We start from the raw sequence: 15,938 nt of genomic DNA, 5'->3' as shown, positions 1-15,938 counted from the left end.
ATGATAAGAGGCAAGAGGATACTTTTTAGAGTAGATGCTGGAGAACAGATAGGCCTAGGACATTTTTTTAGAAGTTATCATTTAGCAAAAGCTTTAAGAAGTAAGGGTTTTTACGTAGCTTTTGTTCACACAGAATCCTTGTTCTGGGGTCAATTGCCAAGTTTTGAGTTTGAACATTACAACCTGAAAAGCGGCAAAGAAGAGGATCAAACCGTTGAAATATGTATTGGCGGTGACTTTGACCTTCTGTATGTAGACGCAATATGTTCCTTTAGTGAGGAAAAATTGAAAAAAGTTAAACCAAGGACGAAAGTTGTTTTCTATCAAAATTTAACCGAATCGAGGTTTTTATCAGACATTTTCATTTTACCATCAATTCACCAAAACGACTCTTTTTTTGAAGGTTTTATTAAGAGTGGAACAAAAGTATATCAGGGTCTTGAATATTCGATTTTAAACGAAAGGGTGAATGAGGCCAAACAATTAGGCAAGAATTGTGGTCTAAAAGTCAATGAAGTTGGTATAATTAGCGGCGGAAGTGACCCCAGAAATGTACTGGGGGCAGTATATAATTTGCTGGATTTTGATAGATGGCAAGAAATAATTTTTGTTTTTTATTTCGGAGTGAATTATTTACACCATGGGAGTATTCCGCCTTCTTTACCCAATAATGTCAGTTTTAAGGAGTTTGATTTTGATAAAGTAATTGAATCAGATGTGGTAATAGCTGCTTTTGGAGTAAGCACCTATGAGTTGCTGAGTATAGGAATGCCAGTAATCAGTATTGGTCACCAGAAATCGAACACGATCGCCTCGGACTTTCTAGCCAATAGGACAGGTGCACTTTACCACCTTGGGCTAATAGACGACATAGATGAAGGTCAGCTCAATCAAGCAATAAATACATTCTTGGATGCGGACTTTAGAGAAAAACTAGGAAATAGGGCAAAAGAAATAGTTGACCATAAAGGGGTGAGCAGAGTAATAAGAATAATTGAAGAAACATTATGAATAAAGATACTGAAAACGGCGTGTTCATAATCGCTGAACTTTCCGCAAATCACAATAATGATTTGGATCTTGCAGTCAGGACCATTGAAGCGGCCGCAAAATCAGGTGCGGATGCAATAAAAGTTCAGACCTACACAGCAGATTCATTAACCCTAAATGTAAACAATGATATTTTTGGGCCCAGAAAGGATGGCTTATGGAAAGGAAGAACGTTATATGAACTTTTTACTGAGGGCAGTTTGCCGTATGATTGGCATCCCGTCCTGAAAGAAAAGGCGGAAGAACTGGGGATGATATTTTTTTCTTCACCTTTTGATAAATCAGGGGTTGATTTTTTGGAAACTTTGGACGTTCAGCTGTATAAAATTGCCTCCCCGGAAATTACCGACATTCCACTTATCGAATACGTTGCATCTAAGAACAAACCGGTTATCATTTCTACTGGAATGGCATCGCTGGCCGATATAGAACTTGCTGTTAACACTTGTCGCAAAATGGGGAACGATGATATTACCCTTTTAAAATGCACCTCAGAGTATCCTGCTGTTCCTGAGATGGCTAATCTAAAGACCATTCCAAACCTAAAAACCACATTCAATGTTAAAGTAGGCCTCTCGGATCATACAATGGGAGCAACAGTTCCCATTGTTTCGGTTGCATTGGGAGCAAGGGTTATTGAAAAACATTTCATAATGGATAGAGGATTGGGAGGTGTTGACTCGGCGTTTTCAATGAATCCAGATGAGTTCAAGGAAATGGTAAGTGCCGTAAGGGATGCGGAAAAATGCCTGGGAGAGATAGACTATTCCTTGACCGAAAGGAATAAGTTGAGAAGAAGGTCATTGTTCCTGTCCAAGGATGTCAAGGCCGGGGACATAGTCACAGAGGAAAACCTTCGTTCTGTAAGACCAGGTTATGGACTTCACCCTAAGTACTTAAGTGATGTATTAGGTAAGAAGCTAAACAATTCATACAATGCGGGTACTGCATTAACATGGGTAATGCTTTGTTAAATAAAGATTTATATAACAAGTTACTTACGGTTTCATGCAGATTGTTGGGCCTTGGCTCTCGATTTTTGCTGACATTTTTGTTGACCAAGGAGATATCTCTTGAATTCCAAGGGGAGTATACCCTGGTCAGTACTTCTGTGGCATTGATGATAATTCTGTTTGGCTTCGATTTTTATGTATACGCAAATAGGTTGTTGATAAAGCAAAAAAACAGGGATGTGTTCTTTTTTAAAAACTCTTTGGTTTTTTACTCTTTTTCGTACTTGCTGTTGTTTCCTTTTATTTGGTTTACAACTAAGAATTTTGATGTAATTGATGTTGGGTCGTTTTGGACACTTTATTTTTTAATAGTTTTTGAACACCTTGGTCAAGAATTGTTCAGGTCTTACATAGCGATGAGAAAGCCACTATTCGCCAATTTATTATTGCTTCTAAGAACGGGTAGTTGGGCAGGAATCATAGTTTTTGCTCTTTTTTTTATCCAAGGTTTCCAAATAAGCATACCTGAAATATTAAGATTATGGTTGTTTTTTGCTATTTCAACGTGTGTTTTGGGTATTTCGTTTTATCCTAATATTAAGTCTTTTGTACAAGAGAAAATTGATTTTAAGTGGATTAGAAAAGGAATAGGGGTTGGCCTAACCATGTTCATGTCAACAATCTGTTTGAAAGTTATTGAGTATTCCGATCGGTATTTAATTGCTTTTTTTCTGGATAAAACTGAATTGGGGATATATGCACTCTATTTTCAGTTGGCCAACCTCATTAATGTTATCATATTTACAATGTATATTTCTTTCATTTATCCCGATATAATTCAGGGAGTACATGAAAAAAGCAGGGATATTACATTAAAAGCAATGAAGAATATTCAAAAAAAAACATTTTTTATCATACTCTTGTATGCGATTTCATCAATTGTTTTAATACCGGTTTTCTTAAAATATATAGGTCGGAGCGAATTGTATCCCAACATACCTATATTTTACATATTACTTACAGCTTTTCTGTTTTTAAACCTTAACTTTTCATACCATTTTGTTATTGTGGGTTTTGAGAAGGAAACTCTAATTTTCAAAGCGACTTTTTTAGCCTGTGTGTTTAATATTTTATTGAATACCCTTCTAATTCCTTTGTTTGGAATTTATGGTGCAGCTTTTGCACTATTGGCAGGAAATTTTGTTCTTTTTCTTGTCAAGAGAAAATATGGCAAAAACCTTATGGATCAATGGAGGTAGAAAACATTGTAATAGTGCTTACACCCTTTCAAAAATACATGATAGGGTCTGTTGATAAGAACCTCTTTGACTTAGAAACAACCTTGGTCTTTCATAGTAAACATGTTTCATTTGAAAATTGTAATTGCAAAACGGAGAGAATAAATGGTTTCGAGTTCTCCAAAAGAAGATTGTTTAGATTGGACCTGAGCTATTTTAAAGAGGCAAAACATGCCATTCAAAGAATTCGAGGTGAGATATCAGAATACCAAACACAGTACTCATTAACGAACGGACTTAATGTTTTCATAGGAAGTGAAAAGGATGTTTTTTCCCAAATGTTGCTGGCCACACCCTCAGTGAACCTTAAAATATCGAATTTGATTGCGGTGGAAGAGGGTATTGGATATTATAAAACAGGCAGGACATTTAATACACAACTGACAAAGATTGCTTACAAATTGCTTACGCCAATTCTATTTGGCGAAAGGATAGATTACGTGTATACTTTGGGTTTGGACCCTAGAATTAAGATTGTTTATGCAAGAATGCCGAAACTGTTGCCAAAGAAAAGAAAAGGTGTAGAGTATTTACAGCTTCTTGGCCCTGCCAGAAAAGGGAAAAGAATTTATTCTGCCTCCACAAAAAAAATTCTTATTTACTCGTTCCCGAGTGAGGACTATGGCATGAAGGACCATGAAAAAAAGAATATATTTAAAATCTTAATCAACGCCTTCCCACAAAAGCAGATCGTTATAAAGCCGCACCCTAGGGAGAATGTTGATTTGTTTAACAATGAAATCAGGAATAACAATGTTACCTTGCTGGATAAGGGATTTATTGGAGAGGGAATTGATTATTTTGAATTTGAGAAAATTATAAACTTCTCATCCTCAGTAGTAATTGATATTTTAATGGCAGGGTATCCTAAAGAGGAGATATACACTATATTTTTTGATAAGAGCCCTAAAATATCTTTTTTAAAGGAAACCAAGTGCTTAAAGCTGGCTAACCTAAATATGAAGAATTTTGAAGATTAAGTTTGGGAATAGACTTTTACTGTCATCAATTTTGGGTTATCCGGTTCTTTTAGGAGCAATCTTTTTTTTTGACCTTGAGCCGTTTCGAGTTACTGCTCCATATTTTTTTATAATTCTAGTGTTTCTTTCTATTAAAGCTATGAAGCAGAAGAAATTGATGGTTTCACGGCAAGATTTACCTAACCTTCTGCTCACCTTGCTAGTAATTTTGGTTTCAGCAGCGAATTTTAGCTCGGTACGCTATAGTTTTCCAATCTTATTTGCAACATATTCATTCTTTCTTTTTTTGTATTTAACTACTATAGAATCCGGGTTTATTCTTAAAAACAAAATAGTAAGAAGATATTTGGTTATTTACTTTGTATTTTCCGTAATGTTTCTTTTTGTTAGCCATGCTTATATGGAAGTTGGCGAAAGATACATTGGATTTACTGGATCCCCCACGACTTTTTCAGGCCTTTTAGTAGCCCTTTTTATATTATTTGACACGTTGTCCGACCAAAAGAGATGGATAAGGATATTAATGTTTCTTTTTGTTTTTCTTTTCGTGGCATTGTCAAAAACAAGATTGGTAATGATTTTTTTGATCGGGTACCCTTTTTTGACCTACTTTATAAATAAGAAAGCCCTTAACAAAGGAGGTGTTTTTATGGTTTTCTTCTTGACATTATTTTTTGTTTATTCTTTGTACGGCTTGGTTGTGGAGAAATACCCTGAACTAATTACACTGCGTTACAAAGATGCAAGGGATGCGTCGTTTGGTCTTAGATACAGGCTTTATGAAATTGTTGAAGAAAATTTTGTTTCTGGAAATAAATGGGAGATGCTGTTTGGCAAAGGAAATGAATATTCTAGGAATTTAATTATTGAAGAAATCGGATTGGACATATTCCCACACAATGATTTTATTCGATTGATCAATGATTGGGGCATTGTTGGTGGAGGAGTTTTTTTTGTTTTGCTTTACAGGCTTGCCCTTAAAAACATAACTTCGCTTTTGATTGCCTTGCTCTATATTGTTCTCTGGTATTCAAATATGATTTTCAATTTGTACTTGTTCTCCATTTTGATTATATCATCTTTTCACCATGGAAATATGGGTGGCGCTAGGTTAAGTAAATAAATTTTCGATGTCTATTTCAACGCGTATAATGAAATTAAATATAATACCACATCTTGAAAAAAATGCGTTGGCTTTTGCAATTTATTTGTTTGCATTTTCTTTTTCTTTGACACCGTTTTTTTCTTCCATGTCCTTGCTTCTGTTTTCAGCCACCTCCCTGTTTTACCTTAAAATCAAATTGCCTAAAAGGAGTGATTTATTATTTCTGCTATCATACAGCTTTATTTTCTTGATGTATTTGGTCGGAATTTTTTTTACAGATTTTCAAAATAGGGCATTAGAGTTGATTGTAAGGACCTCACCAATCTTATTTGTTCCGTTTTTGCTTTTGTTTACAAAAGCCTCTATAAAAATCAATTATTTTAAATTAAAGCTTTGCTTTATTTCAGGAGTGTTTGTTTCATGTCTTATCTCGATTATTTATGGTATATTTAGGGTTTTACGAGACGGTGACTTACAACATATTTTATATTTTGAGTTTGCAGGGATTTTAGACCTGCATCCTTTATACTATTCAATTTATATTATTACTGCCCTTGTATTTCTCAACAAAATTGTATTTAAACCTTTCTACAAGGCTTTTGGATATTTTGTTTTTGGGACCTCCATTCTTTTGTTACAATCTAAACTGGGAATTTTAATATTAGTTTTTGTCTTGGGGCACTTCGTTTATATAAGCGTCAAAAGAAAACACTATACATATCTGTTTATTGGCATTACATCTCTTTGTTTCATCTTTTTTTCTGCTTTTGCATTTGATGGTAATCGACTGAATGAACTTTTTTCAAGCAGGGAAAGAAATGAACTCGGTACAAGCAGGGAAGATGGAGTTACCCAAAGAATATGGCTTTGGGAAACGGCTACTAAACAATTACAGGAAAATCCCTTATTCGGCTTTGGTCTGGGTTCAAAAAAGGATATGTTTAAGTGGAAGGTTGAGAAAGACATTTTGATGAATAATTACGATTGGCCAACCATTAGGGCTATGAAGTTGATTTCAACCTGGAACCTGCACAACAACTATTTGCAGATATGTTATGAATTTGGAATACTAGGGTTAATCTACTTTTTAGCATCCATTTTGGTATGCATTAGACTGGCTATGTTGAGGTCAAAGCCGTTATTTTTATCGGTTTATACCTTGATATTGGCACTTCTTTTTGTTGAAGTTGCACTGAATAGACAAATGGGAATATATTTTTATGCTTTCATACCCCCACTGCTATTTTGGGAACCAAAAGTAAGGCAATGAGCAAATACCATTTTTTAGCTGTTCTAGTATATTTATTTCTTTCTTGCCAAAGTTCTGAAAAGAAAGGTGGCGTAAACTATCAAGTTGTTCAGGCTAAACTTGACGAAGCCTTTGTCAATGGATATTTTGAAAAAGTCAGAGACGAAACTTATGTATTAATCAACACAAACTCGATATATTATTTTTTTAAGGAAAGAAAGGAGTTTCTGCGTTACAAAGTAATGTTACACTTGATTAAAAAGGACAATACGTTTGATAATGAAGATTTCTTTCCAAAGAAGGAAAAAATATCCCAGTTAACAAAAATAGGGCTCGGTGATTTTGATACAATTTCCATAAAGATTGAAAGTAAGGGCTTTGTTGGTGTAAGGACGGGCCAATTCAGAAGTACTGAAAGTGGTTCAGCCAAAAACCTATGGGCTAAACAAATTCGATTTTCGGAAATTAACACCAAAAACAATAATGCTACCAAAGAAAAATTCTTGAAGACCACTGGATTGAACAGTCTTAAAAATTATTTTGCTAAAAGACTCTTTGAAGGAACATTTTATAAAAACTCATTTGGATTTTATGTTTTATTGGCAGATAATGAATTGTTTCTAATAACAAAAAATCAAGTAGCTACTAAGAATAAGATAATGGTTCATCTAGTTAAAGAAAACAGTGATTTTGACAACCTCTCTGCACTTTTTAGCAGTAAAAGGTATTGTAAGTGCGTTACCTTGGAAAAAGGAGACCTCACCGTTTACAGGGTTGTACTCCCAGAATTGGAATCTTTCGAAAAATTAAGATTGGGAGAGTTTAACGATAACGGAAATAAATGGGTACAAGAACTTTACCTTAATGAAGTTCTTTCCAATAAATTACTTCGCTACAGTAATGAATTTAAACTACAAGAATGATTAATCAGATTTCTCAAAAAATAACAGATAATATTCAGTTTGAAAGGGGTTCTCAAATTGTTTCATATGTTAATATTTATAACTATCAGGTTTTACGAAAGACTCCGAAAATTGCTGAAAAAATTGATTTCTTCACTTTGGACGGTATTATGTTGTTGCTTTTTATAAGAATATTTGTGGGCAAAAAATATAAGCGTAAAGCGCCAGATTTTTCTTCCTATTTTACCGAATTTTTCGGTTATCTCGAAAAGGCGAACAGAAAAGTGGTCTTTATAGGGGGCTCAGAAAACGACATGTCTTCCTTTGTAAAGACTGTCAAGGAGAATTATCCTGAAATGAACATTGTTGATACCTATAATGGCTTTGATCTAATCGAAGAGCAAGTGATTAAAGCGTTAATTTCTAAAGAAGTTGATTGTGCAATCGTTGGAATGGGAACCCCAAAACAAGAAAACTTTATTGTAAAGGCCCTTGAAAAAGGCTATAAGGGATCATCTTTTTGCTGCGGGGCATTTATTAGTCAAACAGCAAACAAGGGGAAAGATTATTTTCCAAGGATTATTAACAGGTTGCACTTAAGGTGGGCTTATAGGATTTATAAAGAACCCAAACTGTTTAAAAGGTACTCAATAAATTATCCAATCGGGTTATTATTATTACTTTTTGATAGGTACTTTAGATAGGCAACAAGGGGCTTTGAATTATTTTTTGAGCCCCATTTTTCTTATCTATACGCTTTACGGCACACAGTCATTACGTTTCTTTAAAAGGAATTAACCTAAGGGCTCAAGTTAATAAAAAGTGATTTGGAAGATTTCTTTAATTACTTTTGATTTTGCAATATGAATGTGCCTTTTAAATACAACGGCATTAAATAAAAATCAGCAATGTTTTTTAAGAAGAACAACTTTTCTAGTGTTATATATCCGATTTCTGTCTTTTTAGATTTGTTGGCGATTAACATTCTTGTATACTACTTTCCAATTTTGTTCAGGTTTCCATTGCTTTTTCATGGCTATATAACTTTGATGTGGATTATTATTTCCTTTAAAAACAAATTTTATGTGATTTTTAGATTTACCAAAGTCACTTACATATTGAAATTGTTATTCAGGCAATTCATTTTTTTCTTTTTGATATTGTACGCCTTTATCGGCTTTTTTAAACAACCTAATATAAGCAGGCTATACCTGGGAATCTTTTTTATATCTGTGTTTTTCTCAATTTTCGTGTTAAAATTTTTGAATTACTACCTGTTAATGCAATACAGGACAAAGGTAAAAGGAAGCTTAAGGGATATTGTGGTAATTGGAAAGAATGGAATGACAGACCAATTAATTAATATGTTTGAAAAGCATGGAGAATATGGGTACAATGTGATTAAGCAATTCTCACCAAAATCAAAAAATTTTGATTTGAAAGAGTCGCTGAGGTTTATCAAAAAGGCGGAAATAGATGAAATTTATTGTTCTGTAAAAGAGTTGTCTAACTCAGACATAAGTAGATATGTTCAGTATGCTGACAACAACTTGATTAAACTGAAATTTATACCGGATAACAGAGAAATTTTTACTAAAAACTTAAAATTGGATTATTATGAATATTTTCCAATACTTTCTTTAAGGGAACTTCCATTGGATGACTCCTTTAATAGGTTTTCCAAAAGAGCTTTTGATTTAATTTTTTCTTCTGTCATTATTATTTGCTTGCTATCATGGTTAATGCCTATAATTGGAATCTTGATAAAACTGGACTCTAAAGGGCCGATTTATTTCAAACAGAATAGGCCGGGGTTTAAGGAAGAGGGGTTTGGCTGCTATAAATTCAGAACAATGGCCATTAACGATGAAACTGAGAAATCTGCAACAAGAAACGACCCCAGGGTAACAAGGGTTGGCGGCTTTTTAAGGAGGACAAGTATTGATGAATTACCCCAATTTGTAAATGTATTGTTTGGACAAATGTCAGTAGTGGGACCGCGGCCTCATTTATGGAGACAGAACAAGGAGTATAATACCACAATTCAAAAGTATATGCTCCGGCATTACGTTAAACCCGGAATAACGGGTTTGGCCCAGGCTAAAGGGTATAGAGGTGAAATTGAAAGGAACGAAGATATCGTCAACAGAACCAGATATGACTTTTTTTATATAGAGAACTGGTCTATGTTGCTGGATTTGAAAATTATATTTCAAACGGCAATAAACATCTTGAAAGGTGAAGAAAAAGCGTATTAAAACTCGAATATTGAATACTTGACGATAAAACTTTTATCCCTTGTTTGTAAAGATTATGTTTGTAAAAGCAAGAACCGTATTCAATAAAAATAAATGAAAAGAACCCTTATCACCGGTGCAGCAGGTTTTCTCGGTTCACATCTTTGTGACCGATTTATTGCAGAGGGCTATGACGTTATCGCCATGGACAACCTTATCACCGGAGACCTCAAAAACATAGAACACCTGTTTCCGTTGGAGCGGTTTACTTTCTATAATCACGATGTGACCAACTTTGTGCATGTACCGGGAAAATTAGATTACATACTTCACTTTGCATCGCCAGCCAGCCCAATCGACTACCTTAAGATTCCAATACAAACCTTAAAGGTAGGTGCTCTTGGAACCCATAACTTGTTGGGACTTGCCAAGGAAAAGAAAGCTCGTTTTATGATTGCCTCCACCTCGGAAATATATGGAGACCCATTGGTTCATCCGCAAACGGAAGAATACTATGGGAATGTGAACACCATTGGCCCAAGGGGAGTGTACGATGAAGCCAAACGTTTTCAGGAATCCATCACTATGGCATATCACCGTTTTCATGGGTTGGATACTCGCATCGTCCGAATCTTCAATACCTATGGTCCCAGAATGCGACTGAACGATGGTCGTGTAATCCCAGCTTTTATGGGACAGGCACTTCGCGGTGAAGACTTGACCGTTTTTGGTGATGGTTCACAGACACGCTCTTTCTGTTATGTGGATGATGAAATAGAGGGAATTTACCGTTTGCTCATGAGTGATTATACCCTGCCCGTGAACATTGGGAACCCGAATGAGATTACCATTAAGGATTTCGCGGAAGAAATCATCAAGCTAACGGGAACCGATCAAAAAATTGTTTACAAACCTTTGCCCAAGGATGACCCCATGCAGCGTCAGCCCGATATCACCAAAGCCAAGGAGATTTTGGGATGGGAACCGCAAGTCGGTCGGGAAGAAGGTATGCGAAAGACCTTCGAATTCTTTAAAGGATTGTCCAAAGAAGATTTGGAAAAAACCGAGCATAGGGACTTTACCCATCACAACAAAAAGTAATTTCATTATCAAAACCATAAAAGGCCCGATGTTCGTCGGGCCTTGGTAATTTAGTGTTGGATATATGGCATACTACCTCGCTCTAGTGACTTTGAAGCAATTTGTAAGAGCAGTATTCAGAAGTAAGCCTAAATCGCTCATAAATAAGACTCCGATTAAATTTGAATTACATTATTTTTGCCAAAATTTTGATTCATGAACATTTTGGTCCTGGGTTCTGGCGGACGCGAACATGCCATCGCCCTTAAAATTTCAGAAAGCCCTAAAACGAACAACCTTTTTGTAGCCCCAGGCAACGCAGGAACTTCAAAAATAGCCACCAATGTTGAGGTGGGGGTAAACGACTTTTCGGCCATTAAGCAACTGGCGCTAAAAGAAGCCATCGATTTAGTGGTTGTAGGACCCGAGGACCCCTTGGTAAACGGGGTGCACGATTTTTTCCTGAGGGATGCCGAACTTAAGAACATCCCCGTCATTGGTCCACAAAAAGCTGCCGCCGCCTTGGAGGGTAGTAAGGAGTTTGCCAAGGAGTTTATGATGCGGCATAACATTCCCACTGCGGCCTATGAAAGTTTCACAGCTGAAACTTTGAATGAAGGATATGCTTTTTTGGAATCCTTAAATCCACCCTATGTGCTCAAAGCAGATGGACTTGCTGCTGGAAAAGGAGTGCTGATCCTTCAGGATTTGGAAGAGGCCAAGAAAGAATTGAAATCCATGCTCGTTGACTCCAAATTTGGGAATGCCAGTGCCACCGTGGTCATTGAAGAATTTTTGGATGGGATTGAATTAAGCTGTTTTGTGCTTACGGATGGTACCAACTATAAAGTGCTGCCCACCGCTAAAGATTATAAACGCATTGGGGAAGGAGACACCGGACTCAATACGGGGGGAATGGGAGCCATTTCACCTGTTCCATTTGCCGATTCAACCTTCTTGGACAAGATAGAGCGTCAGATTGTAAAACCTACCGTAGACGGCCTTAAAAAGGACAAGCTGCCCTATGTGGGCTTTATCTTTATTGGTTTGATCAAAGTTGGTGAAGAGCCCAAGGTCATCGAATACAATGTGCGTATGGGAGATCCCGAAACCGAAGTGGTAATGCCCAGGCTCAAAAGTGATTTGGTCGAAGTGCTCATTGCGATGGCCAATGGTACACTGGACAAAATCAATTTAGAGATTGATGAACGTGCAGCCACAACCGTAATGGCCGTTTCTGGCGGATATCCTGAAGCTTACGAAAAAGGAAAAGAAATTACGGGAACCGAAAATATAAAGGACTCCCTAGTATTCCACGCAGGAACAAAACTTTCGGACGGAAAAGTGGTGACCAACGGAGGTCGGGTAATCGCAGTTACTTCCTTCGGAAAAGACTTTAGGGAAGCCTTACAGAAATCCTATCAAAATATGGAAAAACTCCATTTTGATGGCATGTACTACAGAAAAGATTTAGGCTTCGATCTATAGATAAGAGTGGGAGCTGATACTCTTGTCCTCTTCTCCATTGTCATTAAAAATCTTTAATTGCTTCATCCAGTAGACCATGGCAATCATACCAATGACAAAGAATATCCAATTAAGGGTGTTGGCAGCCCACCAACTTTCCATAAAACGGAAAAAATCGTAGGGGGCAAAAAGGTAGTTTACAAATAAGTCTTCTATACCGTAAAAAAACTTGCTCATCTTGGCTATATTTACTTTGCAAAAGTAGCAAAAGATAGGATGATTTCAAGCTTTTTCGGAAAAACAAAACCCATAAATTATATTGTCCTTGCGATTTTCCTATTTCTTTTTTATTCGCTCAACGCTTTCTTTGGCTTTGGAGCGGAAATGGTTGATCCAATACTACCACTTGAAATATTAGCTTTTGCCGTCTTGGTGTTGGCGTTGTTCATTATCAACCAAATGGTGCGAACAGAGAAGGTAACCGACTTCAACTCGTACGCCATGCTGTTTTTTGTACTGTTATTGGTGACCTTTTCCGAAACCCTGTTCAACAAAAATGTCATCTTCACTAATTTTTTCCTGCTTTTGGCTTTTTGGCGCTTGTTGGCCGTTAGGTCCAACCGTTTTGTAAAACATAAGATTTTTGATGCCTCTTTTTTGATTGCCATCGCCAGTCTTTTTTACGATTGGTCCCTTGTTTTTTTAGTACTGGTATTTGCGGTGATCAATGTGTACGATAGAAAGACATTTAAGAATTGGTTAGTGCCCTTTTTGGGTGTCGCAACCGTCTTCATCATCACATTTGCCGTCATCCGCGTAAATGGGTATGCCGATTTTTTTAAAGAGCATTATCAATTTTCAATCGGATTGCTGGGAACAAAATCCTTGGGTGAGGTCATCAACATAAAGGCCATAATCTATATTTTGCTGATGTTGCTGTTGATGACGGTTGTTTTTGTAAGGGTTCGAAAAATAGGCGGCGGAAAGTTGATTGTGCTTAGAATCGTTTTTGCCATTTTCAATTTGGGCGTTGTCATTGGTCTGTTGACCCCTGCGGGTTCTTCTCCGCTTTTGATCACGTTTTTCCCGGCTGCGGTTTTTTTGGCCAACTATGCCGAAGGCATTAAAAAAACCAAACTTAGAGAATTGGTTTTGGATATTTGCATTGCCTTGCCCTTATTGCTTTTTATCATACAGGTAAGTCGATAAGTCATAAAGCAATATCTTTGCCCAAAATGTATTGCAATGTTCAGCGAATTTGCCTTCAACATATTTCAAAAAAGTATCGAGACCTATCATATTAAAGATGATGTGTACCAAGATTTTGTGAATCCCTATCCAAAGGATAAGGTGGAACACCTGCTTTACCGAAAGAATTGGATTGATACGGTTCAATGGCACTATGAGGATATTATTCGGGACCCAGAGATTAACCCGGAAGCCGCATTGGACCTAAAACGAAAAATCGATGCCAGCAATCAGGACCGGACAGATTTGGTGGAGTATATTGACAACTATTTTTTGGATAAGTACAAATCAGTAGAGGTAAAGGGGGATGCCACCATCAACACGGAAAGTCCGGCATGGGCCATAGACCGACTCTCCATTTTGGCCCTGAAAATATATCATATGCGAGAAGAAGTGAACCGCACAGATGCTTCACCGGAGCATATTAAAAAATGTAGTGATAAGCTGGCGGTTCTTTTGGAGCAAAAGAAGGACCTTTCTACTGCCATAGACCAATTGCTGGCCGATATTGAAGCTGGGAACAAGTACATGAAAGTCTACAAGCAGATGAAAATGTACAACGACGATGAACTCAATCCCGTGCTCCGTGGACAAAAAGGGTAAAATCACCCACCTTCTTGTCATTCGCCTATCCGCAATGGGCGATGTGGCCATGACCGTTCCCGTAATTGGCACGTTGCTAAAGAACTATCCAAATGTTCAGCTTACGGTTCTCACCAAGAAAAACTTTATGCCCATTTTCCACGGAATGGAAAGGGTGGAAGTGATGGAGGCCGATGTCAAGAAAAGACATAAGGGCCTTATGGGATTATGGCGTTTGTACCATGAGCTAAAACCGATAAAATTTGATGCCGTGGCCGATTTGCATAATGTGCTGCGCAGCAGAGTGCTGAAAAAATATTTCGCATTGGATAGAATTCCGTTTATCCAGATTGATAAAGGGCGTAAAGAAAAGAAAGCCCTCACGCGCTCCAAGAACAAGATTTTTCAACAATTGAAGACCACCCACCAGCGATATGCTGATGTTTTTGCCCAATTGGGTTTTCCCCTAGATTTGAATCACCCACAACTATTGGAGCGCCAGCAGCTTTCCGAAAAATTATTGAAGTTGGTGCACCAAGACACCAAAAAATGGGTGGGCATTGCCCCTTTTGCGGCCCACGGAGGCAAAATGTATCCATTTTCCTTGATGAAAGCCGTGGTGGAACAACTCAATAATACCGAAAAGTATAAAATATTGCTGTTTGGGGGTGGGGCCAAGGAGGTAGAAGCCTTGGAGCATCTTGCCAAGACGTATAAAAATACCCTGTGCATGGCGGGAAAACTAAACCTGTCCGAAGAACTGCAACTGATTTCTAATTTGGATGTAATGTTGTCCATGGACAGTGGCAATGCCCACCTAGCGGCCAATTTTGGGATTCCGGTGGTTACACTTTGGGGCGTTACGCATCCTTTTGCCGGGTTTTACCCCTTCCATCAACCCATGGAAAATGCGTTGCTGGCTAATCGGGAGAAATATCCGCAGATTCCTACCTCAATTTATGGGAATAAAGTCCCTCCGGGGTATGACTCCATCATGGAGACCATTCAACCCCAAGAAATTGTGAAAAAGCTTATAGAAATTTTGGAAGGCTAGGCCAGTACTTGGTTGGCCGAAATGGACCTAAAGTATTGCTTTAACTGTTGAATGTATTGGTATTTTAATTGGCGGTTAGAGCTTTCTGTCATCAAGGAGCGCATACCCAAATACGAGGCGATGATATAGGTAGCCGCACCCTCACAATCCACATGGCGGGCAATATGGCCATCCACTTTGCCCCGTTTCAGCACAGCAACGAGGTTGACCTCCCAAACACTGATAATATTTTTTAGATAGCCCGAGATTTCTTCGTTGCGCTTATTGAATTCAGTCAAGAAATCATTGAGCATAAAGCCATAGGCCATTTCATTTTTCTTGCCCGGCTCCAACGCATTTTCCAAACTTTCCACAATTACGGGTAATGGATTTTCATCCGTATCCAACGGCTCTATTAAAAGCGCGTAGACTTTCTGCACAATAAGGTTCTGCACAATATTGATAAAGTAGTCTTCCTTGGATTTAAAGTGATGGTAAAAGGCACCTTTGGATAGGGACAACTCGTTGAGGATATCATCCAAACTGGTGTTGTAGTAGCCTTTTTCGTTGAAGATTTCGAGACCTTTTCCACACAAGCGGTGCATGGTCTCCCTTCGTTTAAGGGTCATTTCCATAAGATTTGGGTTTAGACTGTTAAGTCGGTAACAAAGATTCTACACAAGTGGACCAACCCAAAGAATTCAAGACGTATCTGTAGGAAAAATCGGTGAAGTGTTCAAAAGATGATGAATTG

At 37.5% G+C, this 15,938-nt stretch carries 16 protein-coding genes; 14 read left to right on the top strand and 2 right to left on the bottom strand.

Annotation, left to right across the window (positions count from 1 at the left end; genetic code table 11):
- The 11 genes from ACFOWS_RS16225 (at nucleotide 1) to purD (ending at nucleotide 12,342) form a co-directional block, all read left to right on the top strand.
- Complete coding sequence (locus ACFOWS_RS16225) at nucleotides 1-1,011, top strand: hypothetical protein (RefSeq protein WP_379766819.1); 1,011 nt, start codon at nucleotides 1-3, stop codon at nucleotides 1,009-1,011.
- Nucleotides 1,008-2,024 (top strand): pseudaminic acid synthase, encoded by a 1,017-nt coding sequence (gene pseI / locus ACFOWS_RS16220; RefSeq protein ID WP_379766816.1) that lies wholly within the window; start codon nucleotides 1,008-1,010, stop codon nucleotides 2,022-2,024. Before ACFOWS_RS16225 ends, pseI begins: the two co-directional genes overlap by 4 nt.
- Entirely contained in the window at nucleotides 2,006-3,262 is a 1,257-nt protein-coding gene (locus tag ACFOWS_RS16215; protein ID WP_379766813.1) for a lipopolysaccharide biosynthesis protein, read from the top strand. The genes pseI and ACFOWS_RS16215 overlap by 19 nt, the downstream gene beginning before the upstream one ends.
- Nucleotides 3,253-4,281: a glycosyltransferase family 52 gene (locus tag ACFOWS_RS16210; protein ID WP_379766810.1), complete on the top strand. Its 1,029-nt coding sequence runs from the start codon at nucleotides 3,253-3,255 to the stop codon at nucleotides 4,279-4,281. The genes ACFOWS_RS16215 and ACFOWS_RS16210 overlap by 10 nt, the downstream gene beginning before the upstream one ends.
- Nucleotides 4,282-4,420: 139 nt before the next feature.
- Complete coding sequence (locus tag ACFOWS_RS16205; protein WP_379766807.1) at nucleotides 4,421-5,404, top strand: O-antigen ligase family protein; 984 nt, start codon at nucleotides 4,421-4,423, stop codon at nucleotides 5,402-5,404.
- Between the two features lie 28 nt (nucleotides 5,405-5,432).
- Nucleotides 5,433-6,656, top strand: coding sequence for an O-antigen ligase family protein (locus ACFOWS_RS16200; RefSeq protein ID WP_379766804.1), 1,224 nt, complete (start codon nucleotides 5,433-5,435; stop codon nucleotides 6,654-6,656).
- A complete protein-coding gene (locus ACFOWS_RS16195; protein ID WP_379766801.1) occupies nucleotides 6,653-7,558 on the top strand; it encodes a hypothetical protein in 906 nt (301 codons plus the stop codon). The genes ACFOWS_RS16200 and ACFOWS_RS16195 overlap by 4 nt, the downstream gene beginning before the upstream one ends.
- Nucleotides 7,555-8,241: a WecB/TagA/CpsF family glycosyltransferase gene (locus ACFOWS_RS16190; RefSeq protein ID WP_379766798.1), complete on the top strand. Its 687-nt coding sequence runs from the start codon at nucleotides 7,555-7,557 to the stop codon at nucleotides 8,239-8,241. The genes ACFOWS_RS16195 and ACFOWS_RS16190 overlap by 4 nt, the downstream gene beginning before the upstream one ends.
- Nucleotides 8,242-8,445: 204 nt before the next feature.
- Nucleotides 8,446-9,795 (top strand): exopolysaccharide biosynthesis polyprenyl glycosylphosphotransferase, encoded by a 1,350-nt coding sequence (locus tag ACFOWS_RS16185; RefSeq protein ID WP_379766795.1) that lies wholly within the window; start codon nucleotides 8,446-8,448, stop codon nucleotides 9,793-9,795.
- Between the two features lie 93 nt (nucleotides 9,796-9,888).
- Entirely contained in the window at nucleotides 9,889-10,875 is a 987-nt protein-coding gene (locus ACFOWS_RS16180) for a UDP-glucuronic acid decarboxylase family protein (protein ID WP_379766792.1), read from the top strand.
- 195 nt (nucleotides 10,876-11,070) lie between these two features.
- Entirely contained in the window at nucleotides 11,071-12,342 is a 1,272-nt protein-coding gene (gene purD, locus ACFOWS_RS16175) for a phosphoribosylamine--glycine ligase (RefSeq protein ID WP_379766789.1), read from the top strand.
- On the opposite strand, the gene ACFOWS_RS16170 is transcribed toward purD, so the two are convergent.
- A complete protein-coding gene (locus ACFOWS_RS16170; protein ID WP_366585981.1) occupies nucleotides 12,337-12,558 on the bottom strand; it encodes a DUF6341 family protein in 222 nt (73 codons plus the stop codon). The two genes, purD and ACFOWS_RS16170, sit on opposite strands and share 6 nt — an antisense overlap.
- Before the next feature lie 39 nt (nucleotides 12,559-12,597).
- On the opposite strand from ACFOWS_RS16170, the gene ACFOWS_RS16165 reads away from it, so the two are divergent.
- The 3 genes from ACFOWS_RS16165 to ACFOWS_RS16155 are packed head-to-tail and all read left to right on the top strand — an operon-like array spanning nucleotide 12,598 to nucleotide 15,205.
- A complete protein-coding gene (locus ACFOWS_RS16165; RefSeq protein WP_379766785.1) occupies nucleotides 12,598-13,530 on the top strand; it encodes a DUF6427 family protein in 933 nt (310 codons plus the stop codon).
- 36 nt (nucleotides 13,531-13,566) lie between these two features.
- Nucleotides 13,567-14,172 carry a DUF4254 domain-containing protein gene (locus ACFOWS_RS16160; protein WP_379766782.1) on the top strand — a complete coding sequence of 202 codons (606 nt, stop codon included), beginning with the start codon at nucleotides 13,567-13,569 and terminating at the stop codon, nucleotides 14,170-14,172.
- Entirely contained in the window at nucleotides 14,135-15,205 is a 1,071-nt protein-coding gene (locus ACFOWS_RS16155) for a glycosyltransferase family 9 protein (RefSeq protein ID WP_379766779.1), read from the top strand. Before ACFOWS_RS16160 ends, ACFOWS_RS16155 begins: the two co-directional genes overlap by 38 nt.
- On the opposite strand, the gene ACFOWS_RS16150 is transcribed toward ACFOWS_RS16155, so the two are convergent.
- The gene (locus ACFOWS_RS16150) at nucleotides 15,202-15,819 is read right to left on the bottom strand and encodes a TetR/AcrR family transcriptional regulator (RefSeq protein ID WP_379766776.1); all 618 of its coding nucleotides are present in this window, start codon (nucleotides 15,817-15,819) and stop codon (nucleotides 15,202-15,204) included. The genes ACFOWS_RS16155 and ACFOWS_RS16150 overlap by 4 nt on opposite strands.
- Nucleotides 15,820-15,938 lie beyond the last annotated feature (119 nt).

The sequence above is a fragment of the Flagellimonas marina genome (genome assembly GCF_042651185.1).
Taxonomy (GTDB): Bacteria; Bacteroidota; Bacteroidia; order Flavobacteriales; family Flavobacteriaceae; genus Flagellimonas; species Flagellimonas marina.
Note: the sequence above shows the minus strand (reverse complement) of the source record. Positions and strands in the feature narration are given on the sequence as shown.